Annotated in this window: 14 protein-coding genes; 9 read left to right on the top strand and 5 right to left on the bottom strand. The window is 63.0% G+C overall.

The window, feature by feature from the left end; translation table 11 throughout:
- Positions 1–44 precede the first annotated feature (44 nt).
- Positions 45–1301, bottom strand: a complete 1257-nt coding sequence (locus Q1U94_RS03050) for a TetR/AcrR family transcriptional regulator (protein ID WP_300541816.1) — start codon at positions 1299–1301, stop codon at positions 45–47.
- A 263-nt stretch (positions 1302–1564) separates the two neighbouring features.
- On the opposite strand from Q1U94_RS03050, the gene Q1U94_RS03045 reads away from it, so the two are divergent.
- From Q1U94_RS03045 to Q1U94_RS03025, 5 genes are read left to right on the top strand one after another with little or no spacing between them, the layout of a single operon-like run.
- Positions 1565–2617 carry a phosphotransferase family protein gene (locus tag Q1U94_RS03045; protein ID WP_300541814.1) on the top strand — a complete coding sequence of 351 codons (1053 nt, stop codon included), beginning with the start codon at positions 1565–1567 and terminating at the stop codon, positions 2615–2617.
- A 22-nt stretch (positions 2618–2639) separates the two neighbouring features.
- A complete protein-coding gene (locus Q1U94_RS03040) occupies positions 2640–3401 on the top strand; it encodes an SDR family NAD(P)-dependent oxidoreductase (RefSeq protein WP_300541812.1) in 762 nt (253 codons plus the stop codon).
- Positions 3398–3685, top strand: coding sequence for a DUF1330 domain-containing protein (locus tag Q1U94_RS03035; protein WP_300541810.1), 288 nt, complete (start codon positions 3398–3400; stop codon positions 3683–3685). The genes Q1U94_RS03040 and Q1U94_RS03035 overlap by 4 nt, the downstream gene beginning before the upstream one ends.
- A gap of 3 nt (positions 3686–3688) precedes the next feature.
- On the top strand, positions 3689–4636 hold the full coding sequence (locus tag Q1U94_RS03030; protein ID WP_300541808.1) for an aldo/keto reductase family protein: 948 nt from the start codon (positions 3689–3691) through the stop codon (positions 4634–4636).
- On the top strand, positions 4633–5409 hold the full coding sequence (locus tag Q1U94_RS03025; RefSeq protein WP_300541806.1) for a thioesterase family protein: 777 nt from the start codon (positions 4633–4635) through the stop codon (positions 5407–5409). Before Q1U94_RS03030 ends, Q1U94_RS03025 begins: the two co-directional genes overlap by 4 nt.
- A gap of 41 nt (positions 5410–5450) precedes the next feature.
- On the opposite strand, the gene Q1U94_RS03020 is transcribed toward Q1U94_RS03025, so the two are convergent.
- Complete coding sequence (locus tag Q1U94_RS03020) at positions 5451–6596, bottom strand: DUF3089 domain-containing protein (protein WP_300541804.1); 1146 nt, start codon at positions 6594–6596, stop codon at positions 5451–5453.
- Between the two features lie 33 nt (positions 6597–6629).
- Positions 6630–8408, bottom strand: coding sequence for a class I adenylate-forming enzyme family protein (locus Q1U94_RS03015; RefSeq protein WP_300541802.1), 1779 nt, complete (start codon positions 8406–8408; stop codon positions 6630–6632).
- A 219-nt stretch (positions 8409–8627) separates the two neighbouring features.
- On the opposite strand from Q1U94_RS03015, the gene Q1U94_RS03010 reads away from it, so the two are divergent.
- The gene (locus Q1U94_RS03010; RefSeq protein WP_300541800.1) at positions 8628–10685 is read left to right on the top strand and encodes a 3-hydroxyacyl-CoA dehydrogenase NAD-binding domain-containing protein; all 2058 of its coding nucleotides are present in this window, start codon (positions 8628–8630) and stop codon (positions 10683–10685) included.
- On the opposite strand, the gene Q1U94_RS03005 is transcribed toward Q1U94_RS03010, so the two are convergent.
- Positions 10682–11854, bottom strand: coding sequence for a CaiB/BaiF CoA-transferase family protein (locus Q1U94_RS03005; RefSeq protein ID WP_300541798.1), 1173 nt, complete (start codon positions 11852–11854; stop codon positions 10682–10684). The genes Q1U94_RS03010 and Q1U94_RS03005 overlap by 4 nt on opposite strands.
- Positions 11851–12321, bottom strand: a complete 471-nt coding sequence (locus tag Q1U94_RS03000; protein WP_300541796.1) for a MarR family transcriptional regulator — start codon at positions 12319–12321, stop codon at positions 11851–11853. The genes Q1U94_RS03005 and Q1U94_RS03000 overlap by 4 nt, the downstream gene beginning before the upstream one ends.
- Positions 12322–12673: 352 nt before the next feature.
- On the opposite strand from Q1U94_RS03000, the gene Q1U94_RS02995 reads away from it, so the two are divergent.
- The 3 genes from Q1U94_RS02995 to Q1U94_RS02985 all read left to right on the top strand — a co-directional run bounded on the left by Q1U94_RS02995 (position 12674) and on the right by Q1U94_RS02985 (position 19300).
- On the top strand, positions 12674–15205 hold the full coding sequence (locus Q1U94_RS02995; RefSeq protein WP_300541794.1) for a TonB-dependent receptor: 2532 nt from the start codon (positions 12674–12676) through the stop codon (positions 15203–15205).
- A 96-nt stretch (positions 15206–15301) separates the two neighbouring features.
- Entirely contained in the window at positions 15302–17305 is a 2004-nt protein-coding gene (locus tag Q1U94_RS02990; protein ID WP_300541792.1) for a tetratricopeptide repeat-containing sulfotransferase family protein, read from the top strand.
- Between the two features lie 30 nt (positions 17306–17335).
- Complete coding sequence (locus tag Q1U94_RS02985; RefSeq protein ID WP_300541790.1) at positions 17336–19300, top strand: BCCT family transporter; 1965 nt, start codon at positions 17336–17338, stop codon at positions 19298–19300.
- Positions 19301–19312: the final 12 nt, after the last annotated feature.

The raw sequence follows: 19312 nt of genomic DNA, 5'->3' as shown, positions 1-19312 counted from the left end.
AGAAAGGCCCCGACCGCCGGTCGGGGCCTCTTTTTTGTGCCGGATCAGCCGAGATAGGGCCTGGGCGGGTCCGCGAACAGGCCATAGGCGAGTGTCGAGCCGTAGAAGGCAAAGGCCTTCTCCGGCGGCACGCGCTGGATCCAGTTGCGCAGGTCGTAGGCCGAGTTGAGGGCACCCATCAGGGCCTGCGAGGCGATCAGCGGGTCGATGGCCTTGATCGAGCCTTCGGTGATGCCGTCGATCATCATGCCGGCAAAGCGGCGGGCCATGCGGTTGGAGCGCTCGATGACATCGTCGCGCAGCTCGGTCGGCAGGGCTTGCAGGGCGGTTGTGCGCAGCAGCGGGAACTCGCTGTAGAGCTGGACGTTCAGGAGTGTGGCGATAGAGGAGCAAACCTGCTGCCACTGATTGCCGCCGGCCTTGGTCGCGGCGCGCTGGACCAGCGAGACCCGGCCATAGGCGCGGCGGAAGCACTCCAGAACCAGCTCGTCCTTGGCCTCGAGATGGTGATAGAAGCTGCCCTTGGTGACATTGAGTTCCGAGGCGATCTGCTCGACCGAAGCGCCGCGATAGCCGCGTTCATTGATCAGGAAGGTGGCCGCGCGGGCAAAATTGCCGGGCATGCCTTCGATGCCGACCTTGAGCGAGGATTCGTCGATTGGCAGAAGCTTCGGCGTCCAGGCCGCGCCCTTGGGCGCGAATCCGGTCTCGAACAGTTCGATCATGCGCCCGCAGACCCGGGGATAATCGCCGGCGGAATACTGGGTGATCCAGGCCGGCAGCCAGAACATGTTCTGCACCAGGACATGGGCCCGGATCGTGCCCAGCACTTTTTCGTCCTCATTGCGCGGAGCGTCGAAGAAGGTGCGAAGCTTGCGGAAGACCTGGACATAGCGGGCCGTCAGATCGCTGTTGTACGGCTCGTTGAGGGCGCGGATGTCCGAAAGCACCGCGATCGGGCGCTCGTCGTCCGAATTGATCGAGGCCTGAAGGTCGAAGGTCAACCGGATGTAGCGTTCGATCCGCTCCTGCGGGGTCCGGCCGCGCCCGGCCTCCTCGATCAGGGCCTCGATCCGCTCCAGCGAACGCTCGAGCACGGCCGCCGCCAGCAATTCCTTGCGCTTGAAATAATAGGTGATGCTGGTCGTGTTGAGATCGACCAACTGCGCCACGTCGACAAACGTCATGCCGCGCACGCCGTGCCGGTTGATCAGGGTCGCGGCGGCGTCGAGGATCATCTCGCGCTTTTGCTGGAACCGGCGCGTCTTGGCGCTGTCCATGGCTTTGGGAGTCGCATTCATATCATTCGCTTAGCAGAGTTCGCCGGTATCGTCACGCAAACGGCGAACTGATCTGCTTCTCCTTCCGTCTATGCATCATAGCAGAAACGGTATGGAAATAAGTGGTGAATCCGATATCCAGTAATATTGCCGTTAAATCAAACGGTTTGCGGATAAGTGTGTGGCTGGAACGCGCACGATATAAACATTTACCGAATATGTAGTATGTTGTAGCGTCCCGTCGAATCCGGCCGGACCGGTGCAACGGGGGTGGAAACGAGCCTATGGATGCGGATGCTCGAACCAAGGCGCGCAGCGAAGATTTCGATATGGACCGGCTGGAAGCCTGGCTCTCCGGCGCGATCGACGGGCTGGAAGGGCCGGTCTCGCTGCACAAATTCCCCGGCGGCCAGTCCAATCCGACCTACCGGCTCGACACCGCCCGCGGGTCCTATGTGTTGCGCCGCAAGCCCTTCGGTCCCGTGCTGCCATCCGCGCATGCGGTGGACCGCGAATACCGGCTGATCTCGGCTCTGCATCCCACCGGCTTCCCTGTCGCCCGGCCCTGTGCACTGTGCAAGGACGACAGTGTGATCGGCTCCATGTTCTATGTGATGGAATTCGTCGCTGGCCGTTCGCTGGCCGATGGCACGCTGCCGGAGGAAACGCCCGAAGCCCGCCGCTCGATGTATACGCAGCTCACGCAGACCCTTGCACGGCTGCACACTATAGAACCGGCCTCCGTCGGCCTTGCCGGCTATGGCCGGCCGGGGAATTATTTCGAACGCCAGGTCGGGCGCTGGACCAAGCAGTACAGGGCCTCGCAGACCGAGGCTATCCCGCAGGTCGAAAACCTGATCGACTATCTGCCGCGCACCGTGCCGGAGCAGACGCGGACGGCGATCATTCACGGCGATTACCGCATCGACAATGCCCTGTTCGAACCCGAAGGCCCGCGCATTCTGGCCGTGCTGGACTGGGAATTGTCGACCCTGGGCGACCCGCTGGCCGATTTCACCTACCTCGCCATGCAATGGGCGCTGCCGGCGGGAGGCGGAGGGTCCGGCCTGCTGGGTGTCGATTTCGCGGCCACCGGAATTCCCGGTCTTGATGAGACGGTCGGGCTCTATTGCGAACTGACCGGGCGCGACACGCTGCCCGGCCTGGACTGGTACTTCGCCTACAACCTGTTCCGGCTGGTGGGCATTCTTCAGGGTATCCGGAAACGCATCATCGACGGCAATGCCTCCAGCGACAAGGCGGAGGCGGCGGCCGCGCGCGTTGTGCCGCTGGCCGAAGCGGCCTGGGATTTCGCCCGCAAGGCGGGCGCGAAATAGCCAAGACAAGGAGAGGCGCGACATGTCCCTGTTCAGCCTGGAAGGGCGCACCGCCATCATTACCGGGTCCTCGCGGGGGATCGGCCGGGCGATCGCCGAGGAATATGCCGCCCATGGCGCCAATGTCGTGATCTCGAGCCGCAAGGCCCCGGCCTGCGAAGAGGTGGCCGAGACGATCAATGCGAAAGGCGCGGGCAAGGCGATCGCCATTCCGGCTTCGATCTCGGAGAAGGAGGAGCTGCAGGCGCTGGTGTCCAGGACAAGCGAACGCCTGGGTCCGGCCGACATCTGTGTGTGCAATGCCGCATCCAACCCCTATTACGGGCCGATCGGCGGTATTTCCGACGACCAGTTCCGCAAGATCCTGGACAACAACATCCTGTCCAATCACTGGCTGATGCAGATGGTTCTGCCCGACATGATCGAGCGCAGGCGGGGTGCGCTGATCGTGGTCTCCTCGATCGGCGGCCTGCGCGGCTCGCCGACGATCGGGGCCTACAACATCTCCAAGGCGGCCGACTTCCAGCTCGCCCGCAACTACGCCGTGGAGTACGGCCAGCACAATGTGCGCACCAATTGCATTGCGCCGGGCCTCATCCGCACCGATTTTGCCCGTGCACTGTGGGAAAACCCGGATGCTGAAAAGGCCTTCAACACCAGCCACCCGATGCGGCGCATGGGTGAGCCGCGCGATCTCGCCGGTGCGGCGGTTTTCCTGGCCTCCGATGCCGGAGCCTATGTCAACGGCCAGATGATCGTGGTCGATGGAGGATCGACGATATGACCGTCTATGTGATCGCCCAGGTCGAGTTTACCGACGAGACCCGCTATCGCGTCTACCAGAAGGCAGCCACGAAACTCTTCATGGAGCGCGGTATCCGCGTGCTCGCCGCCGACGAGGCGCCCGTGGTGCTGGGCGGGGACTGGTCGGGTGACAAGGTGGTGGTGCTGGCCTTCGAAAGCGCGCAGGAGGCCCGGGACTTCCTTGAAGGGCCCGAATACCGTGCCATATCGGCGGACAGGGAGGCAGGTGCCAAAACCGTCTCATTGATGATCAGGGGGTTGTGATCCATGCAATACCGGCAACTCGGTTCCAGCGACCTGAAGGTCTCGGAGATCGCCCTGGGCACCTGGCTCACCTTCGGCGTGGGCATCGAGCGTGAGAAAGCCGTCGCCAGCCTGGATGCGGCCTTCGACCTGGGCATCAATTTCATCGACACGGCGAATGTCTATGGCACGGGTGCGGCGGAAAGCCTGCTTGGCGCGGCCCTGAAGGACCGGCCGCGCGGCAGCTACATTCTGGGCACCAAGGTCTTTTTCCCGATGGAGGGGGGCGAGTACGGACTGTCGAAGGAGCAGATCGAGAAACAGCTCGATGCCTCGCTGAAACGCCTGAACACCGACTATGTCGATCTCTATCAGTGCCACCGCTACGACAAGAACACGCCGCTGGAAGAGACTATGGCGGCGCTGACTGCGGCGGTGAAGTCCGGCAAGGTGCGCTATATCGGGTTTTCCGAATGGTCGCCGCAGCACATCCAGGACGCGCTGGATCTGGCAGGGGTGGAGAAATTCATCTCCAGCCAGCCGCAATATTCACTGCTCTGGCGGCGCCCGGAAGGCAAGGTCATTCCGCTGTGTGCCGCCAACGGCATTTCCCAGGTGGTCTGGTCACCGCTGGCCCAGGGTGTGCTGAGCGGCAAATACCTGCCCGGGCAGGCGCCCCCGGCCGACAGCCGTGCGGCGCACGAGACCATGGGCGAACGCATCAACCACTGGACGCGGCCCGAAGTGATCGAGGCCGTGCACCGCATGCAGCCGCTGGCCGAGGAGGCCGGTGTGTCGATGGCGCAGTTCGCGCTGGCCTGGGTGTTGCGCGAGCCGAATGTGGCCGCCGCCATCGTCGGTGTCAGCCGGCCGGAACAATTGGCGGCCAATGCCGCGGCCTCCGGTCTGTCGATCGACCCGGCCCTGTTTGAAAAGGCGGAAGCCATAGCCTCGGAGATCCCGCCAGAGTGAGCCTTGTTGATATCCTGAAATCGGCCGAATGGGGGGAGAACACCCTCGCGGCGACCCTCCCCGATACCTGGATGCAGGGCCGTACCGCCTATGGCGGGCTCAGTGCGGCGCTGGCGCTGGAAGCAGCCATGCGCTGCGAGCCGGACCTGCCACCGCTTCGATCGGCGCAGATCGCCTTTATCGGTCCGCTGGCCGGCGAAGTGCAGGCCGAAACGCGCCTTTTGCGCCGGGGCCGCACGGCCGCCTATATCGAGGTCGAGGTGTTCGGAGGTGGAAAGCTGGGCCTTAAAGCCCTGTTCGTCTTCATGCTGGAGCTCGAGTCGAGCATCGACTATGCCGACGAGGCGCTGCCGGATGCGCCGCCCTATGCCGAGGCGGCGCCGGCCATGAACCATCCGGATCCGAAATTCTTCACCAACAATCTGGAATATCGCCATGCCTTGCCGGTCGGTGAGCGTGATACACCGGACTTCCTGCGCTGGGTGCGGCTGAAGCAGCGCGACGGCCTGCATCCCATGGTCGAGCTGATGGCCGTCGGCGACGCCCTGCCGCCGGCCGCCATGGCCCTGTTCGATGGCCCCGGTCCGATCAGTTCCATGACCTGGATGGTGAATCTCCTGATGCCTCAGCCCGCTACGTCCGACGGCTGGTGGCTCTCCCGCACCACGGCGGACTACGCCCGGGGCGGCTCGTCGAGCCAGAAAATGGCCCTGTGGAATGCCGATGGCAAACCGGTGCTCACGGGCATGCAGAGCGTCGCGATCTTCAAATAGGGCAGGGCTTTTCCTTACCAACGCACGTCGGGGAGAGCGGGCTAATCCCCGTAGGCTGCGGCTTGGCTTTCGACCAGGCCGATCAGCTCCGCCTGGGCGATGCCCACATCCAGCAGGTGCAGGCCCCAGTCGGGGAGGGTTTCACCATTGCTGACCACATCGCCCACAATGTCGTCGGTGCGCGGATCGGACGGATCGCCATGGACGGTCACGGAGAAGTAGTGGCCGGCATCGTCATGGATGCACTGGCCGGTCAAAAGCCCGGGCACGCGGACATAATCCGTTTCCACCTCGGGGCCGCCCTCCACCCAGGGTCCAGCCTCGGCGGACGATGTGAAGGCGCCGCGCGTGGCCAGATAGGCGCCGAGTGGGGCGTCCGAATTACCGGCGAGATCGGCCGGATTGGTGCACATCACGTCCAGACCGTCCTCGGCAACCTTGCCGAAGCGGGAATTCTCCGGCGGCGGGGCATCGGCGCGGAAGGTGACATACCCGATGACGCACCCCGTCTGGTCCGGGCCTTCGCAGGTCGGAATATGTTGGAAGGAACCGCCGGCAGTCTCGCCCTCGGGAGTAGTGAGATTGTAGCCGATCAGCATGGCCGAGAGCATGCGCTCCTGGACCGGCTGGCCGTCCACGACCCGCGCGACGAGCTGTTCCAGCATGCGTGCACCCTGGGAGTGGCCGATCAGCACGAAGGGGCGCCCGTCATTGTCACGATCCAGATAGTGCTGGAAGGCCGCCTGGACATCGAGATAGGCCAGGGCGCCGTTCTGCGGCAAGATCTGGCCTTCACCGGTCATCATGGCGCGCAGAGCCGTCAACGTGATCTGCCGGTACATCGGTGCAAAGGTGCGGCAGACCGAGCCGAAGCGGGCAAACTGGGCTGCGATGACCCGGTATTCCTCGTCGTTGGCAGCCAAGTCGCTGTTGACGCCCGGATCATTGGAAACCGTGGGATAGACATAAAAGCAATCTACCGCCGGATCCTCGGCCGCGACGAATGTCTCCGTTTCCGTCGATCCGTCGGCATGAACAATCGTGGTGTCGAGGTCGATATCGCAGGCATCTTCCCGCCCGGGCCGGCACAACCAGTTTTCCGCCGCGTCATAGTCTGGCGGCGTATATTCGCCTGGTTGGGCGAGGCCGCTCATGCCGGCCAGTATCAGAGTCGCGATCATGCTCATGACAGTCTTTCCCTCTTCCCGTGATGCGGCCGGTCAGGCCGTCTGTCTGTCGTCGGTCCATTCGGCGAATAGCGGTTTCAGTTCGTTCTTGAGGATCTTGCCGTTGGCATTGCGCGGCAGCGTGTCGTCGGAAAACAGGATTTTCACAGGCACTTTGAAGGCGGCAAGGTGCTGCCGTACCCAGTCCCGCAGTTCGGCTTCGGTAGCATTCCGGCTGGGCGCCAGGTGCACGACGGCCGCTGGCTGTTCGCCCAGCGTGCGGTGCGGAATGCCGATCAGGGCGGCATCTGTAACGGCCGGATGATCGTAGAGAATATTCTCCACCTCGCTGGAATAGATGTTCTCGCCGCCCCGGATGATGATGTCCTTGGCGCGGTCGACGATGTAGCAAAAACCCTCGTCGTCCAGTCGAGCGAGATCCCCGGTCCGGATCCACCCATCCATGAAAGTTTCGGCGGTGGCTTTCGGATTGTTCCAGTATTCTGCAACGATTTGAGGCCCTTTGGCCCAAAGCTCGCCCACCTCTCCGGCCGGCAGTTCCCGGCTCCCGTCCGGGCTCATGATCTTCAGATCGGAAACCGGAACCGGCGGGCCGCAACTGTCCGGCCGATTGAGATAATCCTCGGAAGAATGGCTGGTCACCGTTGCCGAGGTCTCGGTCATGCCCCAGCCATTGCCCGGAAGGGCGCCGAACACCGAATGGATCTTGCGTACCAGGTCCGGCGCCGACGGTGCACCGCCATAGGCAATCGCCTCCAGCGAGGACAGGTCGTACCGTTCCCGGTCGGGATGCTCGATCAGTTGCCAGGCGATGGTGGGAACGCCGCCGGTGACGTTGACCCGTTCCCTCTCAATGATCTGGAACGCTTTAACCGGGTCCCATTTGTGCATGAAAACCATGGTGTTGCCGGCAAAGACGGCGCCCATCAGGCCTGCATTGCAGGCGGTTACATGGAATAGCGGAATCACGGTCAGCATGGTCTTTGGCGTCGGCGCGGGCGGCAGCTCGCCGCGCCGTGCAAACGAGCGCGCCGCGCCATAGGCCGAGGACAGGATATTGGTGAGAATGTTGCGATGGGTTCCGAGCGCGCCCTTGGGATGACCCGTTGTGCCCGAGGTGTAGAAGATGGTTGCCGGATCCTCGGGCTGGATATCGATCTCCGGCAGGTCGGTGTCGCGCAAGGCGCTGTAATGCCTGGGATCGCCGATAATGTCTTCAAGGCGGTGGGCCGGGGCGGCCAGAGGGGTTTCCGACCGGCAGACCAGGGCATGTTCTAGCGAGGACAGCGTATCGAGGGACGGGCCGATGCGTTCCCAGCGTTCGGCGTCGCAAACGACGGCCCGGGCACCGGAATCCTTGAGCGCATAGGCCAGTTCCGGAGCGGTCCACCAGGCATTCAAGGGCACGACGATGGCGCCCAGGCTGGTCACAGCAAAGAACACCACCGGCCATTCCGGCAGATTGCGCATGGTCAGTGCGACGCGGTCGCCCTTGCGAATTCCCCGCGCCTGCAGATCGGCTGCGAGTGCCGCCGTGGCCCGGAGCCAGTCTTCATACGAGACCCGCTCGTCTTCATAGATGGTAAAAAGGCGGTCGCCATGGCTGCGCGCATGGCGCGCCAGATCCGGAAGGCTGGGCAGGGCGTTCTTCCACACACGTGTGGGAACACCCCTGATGTCAACCGTCTCCATCTCGAAACGTGCACCGGGTGCGCACAGCGCGGCCTGGATCTGGTCCAGCGACGCCTTGGGCCAGCCTTCGGGCAATTGGTATGCCACCGCCGCGTCCGGCGCCTTGCTTGTCTCTTCCATCCCCGGCAATCCTGTTTTCGGTTTGCGATTTTCTTTGTTCGTTGAACGATAGTGTTGATCCGCAAGGGGCACAAGGCATAAGCTTACCGCCCGCTCGGGCGCGATTGTTGCCAGTGATATAGAATACAGGGTATGCATCTCTGCGGGGCCGGTCCGGGCCATGGAAACAAGATATGACTGGGCTCGAACGAGCCGCAAACGGGACAAGGAGATAAGGGGATGTCCGTGATCACGAGCCGCAAGGATGGCGAGGTTCTCGTCGTTACGTCCAACAATCCGCCGGTCAACGCGCTGGGTCAGGCCGTGCGGGCCGGCCTCGCCGATGCCATGGCGGCGGCGGCCGCGGACGATGCGATCAAGGCGGTGGTGATTGCCTGCGAGGGCCGGACTTTCTTTGCCGGTGCCGACATCACCGAATTCGGAAAGCCGCCGGTCGGCCCCTCCCTGCCTGAAGTCATCGACATGATCGAAGCCAGTGCAAAACCGGTCGTTGCGGCCATTCATGGCACCGCCCTGGGGGGCGGTCTGGAGGTCGCGCTGGGTTGTCACTACCGGCTCGCCGTCGCCTCGGCCAAGCTGGGCCTGCCCGAAGTCAAGCTGGGCATCCTCCCCGGCGCGGGCGGTACTCAGCGGCTTCCCCGCGTTGTGGGGGTCGCTGAGGCGCTGCCGATGATCGTCACCGGCAACCCGATCCCGGCCGCCAGGGCCGAGAAGATCGGACTGGTCGACAAGCTGGTTGCCGAGGACGGCCTGGTCGAATCCGGCATCGCGCATGCGCGTGCGGTTATCGGCAATGCCGAACACCCTGTGTCGTCCAGGCGCACCGACCGGATCGGCGAGATCGCCTCGGACTCCGATTTCTTCGATGAGTTCCGCAAGGCCCAGATGCGCCGGCTGAAGGGGTTCGAGGCTCCGGAGGCGTGCATCGAAGCCGTCAAGGCGGCGATCGATCTGCCCTTTGAGGACGGTGTGAAGAAGGAACGCGAGCTCTTCTCCCGCCTGGTGTCGGGCTCCCAGTCCAAAGCCCTGCGCCATGTCTTCTTTGCCGAGCGGGCGGCGGCCAAGATCGACGACATCCCGAAGGACACGCCGGTATTGCCGGTCAGGAAGGTTGGGATTCTCGGTGCCGGCACGATGGGTGGCGGTATCGCGATGAATTTCCTGACCGCGGGCTATCCCGTCACCATTGTGGAGCGTGAGCAGGAAGCGCTGGACCGCGGTGTTTCGATTGTCCGCAAGAACTACGAGCGCTCCGCCGCCAAGGGCCGCTTTACCGATGCCCAGGTGAGGACCGCGATGAACCTGCTCACCCCCACACTCGATTACAATGACCTGGCCGATTGCGACCTTGTTATCGAGGCCGTGTTCGAGAACATGGATGTGAAGAAGGAGGTCTTCCGCACCCTGGACGGGATCGTGAAGGACGGGGCCATCCTCGCCTCCAACACCTCCTATCTCAATATCGACGAAATGGCGGCCGCGACGAGGCGGCCCGGTTCGGTATTGGGGCTGCACTTCTTTTCGCCGGCCAATGTCATGCGTCTGCTCGAGATCGTGCGGGCCGAGAAGACCGACCCCGCCGTCCTGAAGACCGCCATGGACCTGTCCAAGAAGATCGGCAAGGTCGCTGTCGTGGCCGGCGTGTGTTTCGGCTTCATCGGCAATCGTATGCTGTCGCCCCGCCAGCGTGCCGCCCAGTCCATCATCCTGCAGGGCGCCAAGCCCTGGGACGTGGACAAGGCGCTGACCGATTTCGGGATGCCCATGGGCCCCTTCCAGATGTCCGATCTGGCCGGGCTGGACCTGGGCTGGGACAAGGCCAATTCGAAGGGCGAGACCATTCGCGACGTCTTGTGCGAGCGCGATCGCCGCGGCCAGAAGACGGGCAAGGGCTATTACGATTACGACGAGAACCGCCGTCCCACGCCGTCGAAGGAGGTGGAGGCCGTGATCGCCGAGTTTGCGGCGAGGTCCGGCCTGGAGCAGCGCCAGTTCTCCCCGCAGGAAATCCGCGAGCGGCTGCTCTTCCCGATGATCAATGAGGGGGCGAAAATCCTCGAGGAGGGCATGGCTCAGCGCGCGTCCGATATCGATACGGTCTGGATCAACGGCTATGGCTGGCCGGCCTATACGGGCGGCCCGATGTTCTGGGCGGATACGATCGGCCTGGACAAGGTGGTCGAGGGCCTGAAGGTGCACGCCAGATCGGCGGGTGCCGAGCCCGACATATCCAGGCTGCTGGAAGACAGGGCCGCGAAGGGCGAAACCTTCAACTAGGCCCCGTTTTCGCCGGGGCGGGCGTCCAGCTCTGCCAGGATCTCCGCGGTGTGCTCGCCCAGGCCGGGCGACCGCCCGGTCTCTCCGACCGTGGCTCCCGACATGCGGATCGGAGAGCGGATGCCGGGAATGCCGTCGCGGTCGATGGTCAGGCCGCGATGGACGGCTTGCGGATCGGCCAGGGCTTCCTCGACCGTATTGATCGGACCGGCGGGAATGCCTTCGGCTTCGAGTGCGGCGAGCCAGCGGGCGCGGGTTTCCCGCCGCAGCACGCCGGCAATGCGCGGGGCCAGCGCTTCCCGGTTTTCAACCCGTTGCGCATTGGTGCGGTTGGCCGCGAGCTCGCTTTCGTCCAGGGCCAGCAACCGGGCCAGACGCTCGAACTGGGCGTCGTTGCCGCAGGCAATGATGATATGGCCATCGGCGCAGGGGAATTCCTGGTAGGGCACGATCGAAGGGTGGGCATTGCCGATGCGTCTCGGCGTCGTTCCCGTGGCAAGGAAATTCATTGCCTGATTTCCCAGAACGCCGATCATCGAGTCCAGAAGGGCCATGTCGATGTGCTGCCCCTTGCCTGTGCGTTCGCGCTGGGCGAGAGCCGCCTGGACGGCGATGGTTCCGTAAAGTCCGGTGAACACGTCGGCAAAGGCGACGCCGAGGCGCTGTGGCGGGCCGTCGGGTTCACCCGTCAGGTCCATAACCCCGCTCATCGCCTGGATGGCCAGGTCATAGCCGGCGCGCCTGGCATAGGGTCCGTCCTGGCCAAAGCCCGTGACCGAACAGTAGACGAGACGCGGATTGCGGGCTGCCACGCTGTCATAGTCCAGCCCGTAGCGGGCCAGCCCGCCGAGCTTGAAATTCTCGATGACCACATCGGCACGGTCGATCAAACGCTTCACCGTGTCCAGATCGCCCGGGTTGCGGAAATCGGCCACCATGGACCGCTTGCCGCGATTGCAGGAGTGGTAGTAGGCCGCCGCTCGCCCGCTGGGATGCTCGATCCAGGGCGGGCCCCAGCTGCGTGTATCGTCGCCCGACGGGCTTTCCACCTTGATCACGTCGGCGCCGAGATCGGCGAGCGTCTGGCCGATCCAGGGGCCGGCCAGGATCCGGGCCAGCTCCATGACGCGCAGGCCGGCGAGCGGGCCGGCCTTCCCGGTCGTTGTCATCGCCCGATCTCGCCGCTGTCGAGGAATGGCGCGGCGTCGAGTTCCTCCGCATCCATCAGCTCGGCGATGCGCTGAAGCGAGGCGATCAGCATGTTCTGTTCCCAGGGCTGGAGCTTTCGGAATGAGCGCAGGAAACCGGCCTGCAGCAATTCCGGAGAATTGTCGCTCGCCTGTTCGCCCCTTGCGGTCAGCCGGGCCAGGACGACGCGCTTGTCGGTCTCGCTCTTCACCCTTTCGACCAGGCCTGCCTGGGTCAGCCGGTCGAGAATGGATGTGATTGTCGCCTGGCTCAGGGAGACCCGGCGCGCAATAGCGCTTGGCGAAAGCTCGCCGGACTTGCGCAGGGTATCGATCACGACGAGCTGGGGCGCGGTGAGGCCGGTCGCCTTGACCAGTCGTTTCGACTGCAGATCGATGGCGCGCGTAATCCGGCGCAGGGCAATGAGAATTTCGTCGTGATCGCTCATTCTTCCAACCGTCGCGAAGGGCCGTTCGTTCGTTTATCGCTGCTTGCCCGGCATTCCAACACCTCCGGGCGAATTCGGTGCGATCTCGTTAGAGTGCATCGGATTACCACGAGTGAGCATTAATCGTACCGAAAACATGAATTGTCTCCGGAGTGTCACATCCATGTAACGGTTTCCGAAAAGTGCGGCAAAATCAACAGGAAGCGTGATGAGTTTCTTTAAGGGGGCAAAGCATTCCACTCAGGGTTAAAAATTTCAATTCAAAGCATGTATGGCCTTTCGGCCGCCGACCCATTAAACCGCAGCTCAATCCAGTTATTTCTGACAAAACAAGAGGGGCTGCTACCGCGTCATGCTGAAGCAACGTGCACTCACTACTACGATCCTGTCCGCCGCCGCGCTGTCCATCGCCGGCACCGCTCATGCCCAGGTCGACGTCATCACCGTCACGGCGACCAAGCGGGAGAGCTCCACTCAGGACATTCCGGTCGCTGTCAACGCGATGAACGAGCAGACGCTCGAAGAACTCGGTGTTGATGTCTTCACCGACTATCTCCAGCAGCTTCCCGGCGTCACCGCCGGCGGCAGCGGCCCGGGCCAGGCGACGATCTATATCCGCGGCCTCGCCTCGACCACGCCGAACCTGACGACGGCCGGCGTGGCGGGCCTGGCCCCGAATGTGGCGCTCTATCTCGATGAGCAGCCGGTCTCCCAGCCGGGACGTAATCTCGATGTCTACGCGGCCGACCTGGCGCGGGTCGAGGTGTTGCCGGGACCGCAGGGCACGCTCTACGGGGCCAGCTCGCAGGCCGGTACCGTCCGCCTGATCACCAACAAGCCGGACCCGACGGGCTTTGCCGCCTATTCCAACTTCGCCGTTTCCTTCACCGAGAACGGCGAAATGAGCAACAGTGTCGAGGCGGTCGTGAACATGCCCGTCGCGGACAATTTCGCGCTGCGCGGCGTGGTCTATGTCGACAATCAGGGCGGCTATATCGACAATGTGCCGGGCACGCGTGATGCGTCCGAGTCGGCGCGTTTCCGTCCGGAAGGCACGATGCGGGCCAATGGCGTGCCGGTGAGCGCCCAGCGCGCCGGTTTCCAGTCCACGGCCGATCTTTCGGGCGTCAACTTCCTCGAGGCGAACAATTCCGACCTGCTCGAGAAGGACTTCAACGACACGACCTATTCCGGTTTCCGTGTCAGCGCGCTGTACGACTTCAATACCGACTGGTCCCTGACCGTCATGCACATGCAGCAGCAGCTGGATTCGGAAGGTGTGTTCTTCGTCGATCCGGAGCTCGGCGATCTTGAGATCCAGCGCTTCGAGGAAGACGAGATCGAAGACTATTTCCACAACACCAGCTGGACGCTGGAGGGCCGTCTCGGTGCCCTGGAAGTGGTCTATACCGGGGCCTATACGGATCGCGAGACCGACCAGCGTGTCGATTATTCCGACTATCTCTTCGTCGGCCAGTATCTGCCCTACTATATTTGCGATGGCTCCGTGACCTATCCGGGCGCGGCCGATCCCTCGGGTACGTGCCAGGCGCCGAATCTGTTTGTGGACTCCGACACGCGCACGGAAGTCTTTACCCAGGAACTGCGCTTCAACACGCCGGTGGACCGTCGCTGGCGCGCGACGTTCGGCGGGTTCTACTCGGACATGCAGGTCGCCGAGCTCAACGATTTCACCTATCCGGGCTCGATGATGGCCGTCGCCTTCAACGGCAATGTCGGCTTTGGTCCGAACTACCCGCTGACCAACACGGCGGTGACGGGTGAGGTCGGCAATGCGTCGCCGGGCTATTTCTCCGATCCGGGGCCGTTCCCGCCGGGCGTGATCTTCCGCAATGACGTGCTGCGCACAGACGAGCAGTACGGCTTTTTCGGCGAGACGACCTTCGATCTTACCGAGCAATTCTCGATTACCCTGGGCGCCCGTTATTACGATATCGAGGTCGACCTGAAGGGCAGCGCGAACTCGTCCTTCTTCAATTTCGGCCAGACGACCGATGCCCAGGCCTTCGGTACGAATATTTCCGCGCAGTACGCGCCCAACAATCCGGGCGGCAATCCGGATGCGGCGCGCACCGACGGTTTCATTTTCAAGGGCACGCTGGAATGGCGCCCGACCGATACGGCGCTGTTCTATGCGACCGTGTCTGAAGGCTTCCGTCCGGGTCTTCTGAACCGTCCGGGTGGTGCTGCCGGCCCCGGCGGCTACACCGTGCCGTTCGCGCTTGATACCGACGATGTGACCAATTACGAGATCGGCTGGAAGACCGACCTGTTCGACAACCAGCTGCGTTTCAACGGCAATGCCTTCCTCGTCGAGATCGAGCGGCTGCAGACGACGATCTTTGACCCGTCGATCACCAACCTTTTCTTCTCGGATAACGCCGCGAACGCGGAAATCCAGGGTCTGGAAGGTGAGTTCACCTGGGCTCCGGCGGATATCGAAGGTCTTACGGTGGCCGGCGCCTTTTCTCTGCTCGACACCGAGATCACCGAGGTCATCACGCCGACAAACGACGTGCTCGTGGGATCGGAACTCGCCTTCGCTCCGAGCATGCAGGCCAATATCCGGGCCCGCTACGAGTGGTCGCTGGAGAACGGTCTCCTGGCGCACGTAATGCCGCAGATCGTTTATACCGACGACAGCGTCTCCGACGTCGTCGAGATCAACAAGGCGCCGGTGGACGGCTATACCACGCTGTCCTTCACGACCGGTCTGACCAGCGATCAATGGTCCGTCGAGCTGTTCGCCAACAACATCACTGATGAGCGTGGCGAGCTGTCGAACAATTTCGTGTTTGACCGAGAGCGCGTGACGATCATCCGCCCGCGCACGATCGGCGTGCGGGTTGGGGTGCAGTACTAGCCCCTGACAACACGGCCAAGCGTGGCCCAATATGGAAAGCGTCCCCACGCCGGGGACGCTTTCTTGCGTTCTTCGACCGGTGAGGAGTTAGCCCGCGTGTCACAGGATCCGGACTTGACCGTCCAGGCGCTGAAGACGGCGCAGACGCAGATGTATGAAGGCCGGTTCGACGCCGCGCTGGAAACCGTGCGTCCGATCCTCGACGGGAATCCGGATCATACTGACGCGCTCTATGTCAGTGCGGTTTGCGCCCGCTATCTCAAGCAATGGGATGAGGCCCAGGCCCACCTTGCGCGGATCAGGCGTACAGCACCGGAATTCGGCCGGGCGCATCAGGAAGAAGGTCATCTCCTGCGCGATCGTGGCGAGACGGCCCGGGCCCTTCTGGCTTATCAGCGCGCCTGCCAGTTCAACCCGGCCCTTCTGGCCAGCTGGCGGGCCCAGGCGGAGCTACTGGCGGCCGAGGGCCGGCAGGCGGAAGCCCGCCAGGCGCGCGGGCAGGCCGATCGCATTGCCGCCCTGCCCCAGGAACTCGTTGCGGTCACCCACCTGCTCTATGAGGGCAAGCTCCTGAAGGCGGAACAGTTGTGCCGCGCCTTCCTGCAGAAGACACCGCACCATATCGAGGCCATGCGGCTGCTCGCAGAGATCGGAACGCGTTTCGGCGTGCTCGAGGATGCGGACTTTCTGCTGGAAAGTGCCATCGAGTTCGAGCCTGACAATACCCAGCTGCGTCTCGATTATATCCAGGTTCTGCGCAAGCGGCAGAAGTTCGAGGCCGCCCTGGAACAGGCGCGCCACCTCTACGAGTCCGACCCCGCAAATCCGATCTTCCAGTCCCACTTCGCCATCGAGAGCATGCAGACGGGCGAATACGAGCGGGCACTGGAACTCTTCGACACTATCCTGGCACACCTGCCGGAGGATCCGGCCACGCTGACCTCCCGCGGTCACGCCCTCAAGACGATGGGGCGCCATGACGAAGCCGTTGCCTCCTACCGCAAGGCCTTCGCCGTCAAGCCCGATCATGGCGATGCCTACTACGCGCTCGCCAACCTCAAGACCTATGTCTTCACGGACGGTGAAATCGCGGCAATGCGGGAACAGGAAGCGAGCGCGGACCTGTCCTTTCAGAACCGGATCCATCTCTGCTTTGCATTGGGCAAGGCGTTCGAGGACCGGGGCGAGTATGACGCCGCGTTCGAGTATTATGAGCGTGGCAACGACTTGAAACGCGTGCAAACCCGCTACACGTCCGAACAGATGGCTGAGGAGCTGCAAGCCCAGGCGAGTGTGTGCACGGCCGACCTGTTCGAGAAACAGGGCGGCAAGGGATGCGAGGCGCCCGATCCGATCTTTATCGTCGGTCTCCCCCGGGCGGGATCAACCTTGCTGGAGCAGATCCTGGCGTCGCACAGCCAGGTCGATGGCACGCTGGAACTGCCCAACATTCTGGCGTTGTCGCACCGGCTGCGCGGGCGCAAACGGGTTTCCGACAAGACCCATTATCCGCGTGTGCTCTTTGACCTGACGGCCGAGCAGCTCAGGACGCTGGGCGAGGACTACATCGAGAATACGCGCATCCACCGCCAGGGTGCACCCTTCTTCACCGACAAGATGCCGAACAATTTCCGGCATATCGGCCTGATCAAGCTGATCCTGCCCGATGCCAAGATCATCGATGCCCGGCGCGAACCGATGGCCTGCTGTTTCTCCGGCTTCAAACAGCTTTTCGCCGAGGGTCAGGAGTTCACCTACGGTCTTGACGAGATCGGCCGCTACTATCGCGGCTATGTTGAACTGATGGATCATTGGAACGCAGTGTTGCCGGGACAGATCCTGCGCGTGCACTACGAGGATGTCGTGGCGGATCTGGAAACCCAGGTCCGCCGCATTCTCGATTTCTGCGGCCTGGAGTTCGAACAGGCCTGTCTCGATTTTCACACGACCGAGCGCGCCGTGCGGACCGCGAGCTCCGAACAGGTGCGCCAACCCATCTACCAGAGCGGCGTCGAGCAGTGGCGCCATTTCGAAGACCATCTCGATCCGCTCAAACAGGCGCTCGGCCCGGCGCTTGAAACCTATCGTTCCGGAGCCTGAACCCAGCCGCGAAAGCGAGGATATGATCCCATGAGAAAGATCGAACCCGCCGTCTTCTTCCCTGCTGCCATTCTGGTGGCGGTCGGGGTTGCCTACGCTGTGTTCGCCAGCGATCAGGCGGAAGATGTCTTCACGGCTGCGCGCATGGCTATCACGGATACGACCGGCTGGCTCTATTCCGTGGGCGTCGGCTTCTTTCTCATCGCGCTGATTGTTGTCGCATTTTCCGATTGGGGCCGGATCAAGCTGGGCCCCGATGATGCCGAGCCGGAATACGGTTTTGCGCCCTGGTTTGCCATGCTGTTCTCGGCCGGCATGGGTATCGGCCTGATGTTCTTCGGGGTCGCTGAACCGCTGACCCACTATCTTACCCCGCCTGACGGCGATCCGGAGACGCTGGAAGCGGCGCGTCAGGCGATTGTCCTGACCTTCTTCCACTGGGGCGTTCATGCCTGGGGCATTTATGTCGTCGTGGGGCTCAGCCTGGCCTATTTCACCTATCGTCACGGCCTGCCGCTGACGATCCGCTCGGCGCTCTACCCGCTGATCGGCGACCGGATCTACGGGCCCGTCGGCCACTTCGTGGATACGGTTGCAGTGCTGGGTACATTGTTCGGCGTGGCCACTTCGCTGGGCTTTGGCGTCACCCAGATCAATGCGGGCCTGAACACGCTGTTCGACATTCCCATAGAGACGAACGTCCAGCTGATCCTGATCGCGGTGATCACGGCCATGGCGACGCTGTCCGTGGTCGCAGGGCTTGACGCGGGCATCAAACGCCTGTCGGAGTGGAATCTCTATCTCGCCATTGCCCTGATCATTTTCGTTCTGCTGACCGGACCGACCCTCTTCCTGATCAGCGCTTTTGTGCAGAATATCGGCAATTATCTCGATCAGCTCGCTACACTGACCTTCAACATGGACGCCTATGGCGACGGGGTCTGGGTATCCGACTGGACCTTGTTTTACTGGGGATGGTGGATTTCCTGGTCGCCCTTCGTCGGCATGTTCATTGCCCGCATCTCGCGTGGCCGCACGATACGCGAATTCATCTTCGGTGTGCTGTTGGGGCCGACCCTGTTCACCTTCTTCTGGATGACGGTCTATGGCGACAGTGCACTGCGCCTGGCGCTGGCGGGCGTCGCCGAACCCATGCTGGACACCATCCGCAACGGTACCAGCGAGCTGGCGCTGTTCGCCTTCCTGGAACACTTGCCGCTAACCTCGATTACATCGGTAGCCGCCATTGTCCTGGTGGCGACCTTCTTCGTGACGTCGTCGGATTCCGGCTCGCTTGTGAAGTCGACCCTGGCTTCAGGTGGTTCGCTGACGCCGCCTGTGTCCCAGCGCCTCTTCTGGGCGCTGCTGGAAGGCGTGGTGGCGGCCGTCCTGCTCGTTGTGGGCGGCCTGGCGGCGCTGCAGTCGGCAACGATAGCGGCGGCCCTGCCATTCACCCTGATCATCATGCTCGCATTCGCGGGCCTGATGCGGGCGTGGTCGATCGAGACGGCGCGCCGTGCCGGGGTAAAGACGGCAGCCCAGCTGCCGGTCGAAGGCGCTGCCATTCCCTGGCGTGCCCGGCTGCGCATGATGTTCTCACGGCCCACGGGCCGCGAGGTTGACGCGTATATCGAGAAAACCGTCATTCCGGCCCTGAACGAGGTCGCCGAAGAACTCAAGACCTACGGTTACGAGGTCGAGCTGGACCATGCCAAGGGCAAGGCCTCGATGCGCGTGCACGACGAGGACAAGCCGGAATTCATCTTCCGCGTGGAGCGCCGCCTCTACGACGCTCCCTATTTCTCGACCCCCGATCTCGAAATCGAGGACGACAAGGAAAAGACCGAGGAGGAATTTGCCCGCGCCGAAGTCATCCTTACGGACGGCAGTCAGCACTACTGTGTCTACGGCTTCTCGAAGGTTCAGGTGATCCGTGAGTTGCTGCGCAATTTCGAACGCCACCTGCAGTGGCTCTACCATATCGCCTACACATAGGCGGGGAAATGA

Source organism: Maricaulis sp., from assembly GCF_030149515.1.
Classification (GTDB): domain Bacteria; phylum Pseudomonadota; class Alphaproteobacteria; order Caulobacterales; family Maricaulaceae; genus Maricaulis.
This window is presented reverse-complemented; position numbering and strand designations above follow the sequence as displayed.

Coding starts and splice junctions, on each gene's coding strand:
- Q1U94_RS02995 (WP_300541794.1), top strand. CDS start 12,674: ATGCTGAAGCAACGTGCACTCACTACTACGATCCTGTCCGCCGCCGCG.
- Q1U94_RS03020 (WP_300541804.1), bottom strand. CDS start 6,596: ATGAGCATGATCGCGACTCTGATACTGGCCGGCATGAGCGGCCTCGCC.
- Q1U94_RS02985 (WP_300541790.1), top strand. CDS start 17,336: ATGAGAAAGATCGAACCCGCCGTCTTCTTCCCTGCTGCCATTCTGGTG.
- Q1U94_RS03010 (WP_300541800.1), top strand. CDS start 8,628: ATGTCCGTGATCACGAGCCGCAAGGATGGCGAGGTTCTCGTCGTTACG.
- Q1U94_RS03015 (WP_300541802.1), bottom strand. CDS start 8,408: ATGGAAGAGACAAGCAAGGCGCCGGACGCGGCGGTGGCATACCAATTG.
- Q1U94_RS03045 (WP_300541814.1), top strand. CDS start 1,565: ATGGATGCGGATGCTCGAACCAAGGCGCGCAGCGAAGATTTCGATATG.
- Q1U94_RS03000 (WP_300541796.1), bottom strand. CDS start 12,321: ATGAGCGATCACGACGAAATTCTCATTGCCCTGCGCCGGATTACGCGC.
- Q1U94_RS03005 (WP_300541798.1), bottom strand. CDS start 11,854: ATGACAACGACCGGGAAGGCCGGCCCGCTCGCCGGCCTGCGCGTCATG.
- Q1U94_RS03030 (WP_300541808.1), top strand. CDS start 3,689: ATGCAATACCGGCAACTCGGTTCCAGCGACCTGAAGGTCTCGGAGATC.
- Q1U94_RS03050 (WP_300541816.1), bottom strand. CDS start 1,301: ATGAATGCGACTCCCAAAGCCATGGACAGCGCCAAGACGCGCCGGTTC.
- Q1U94_RS03035 (WP_300541810.1), top strand. CDS start 3,398: ATGACCGTCTATGTGATCGCCCAGGTCGAGTTTACCGACGAGACCCGC.
- Q1U94_RS03040 (WP_300541812.1), top strand. CDS start 2,640: ATGTCCCTGTTCAGCCTGGAAGGGCGCACCGCCATCATTACCGGGTCC.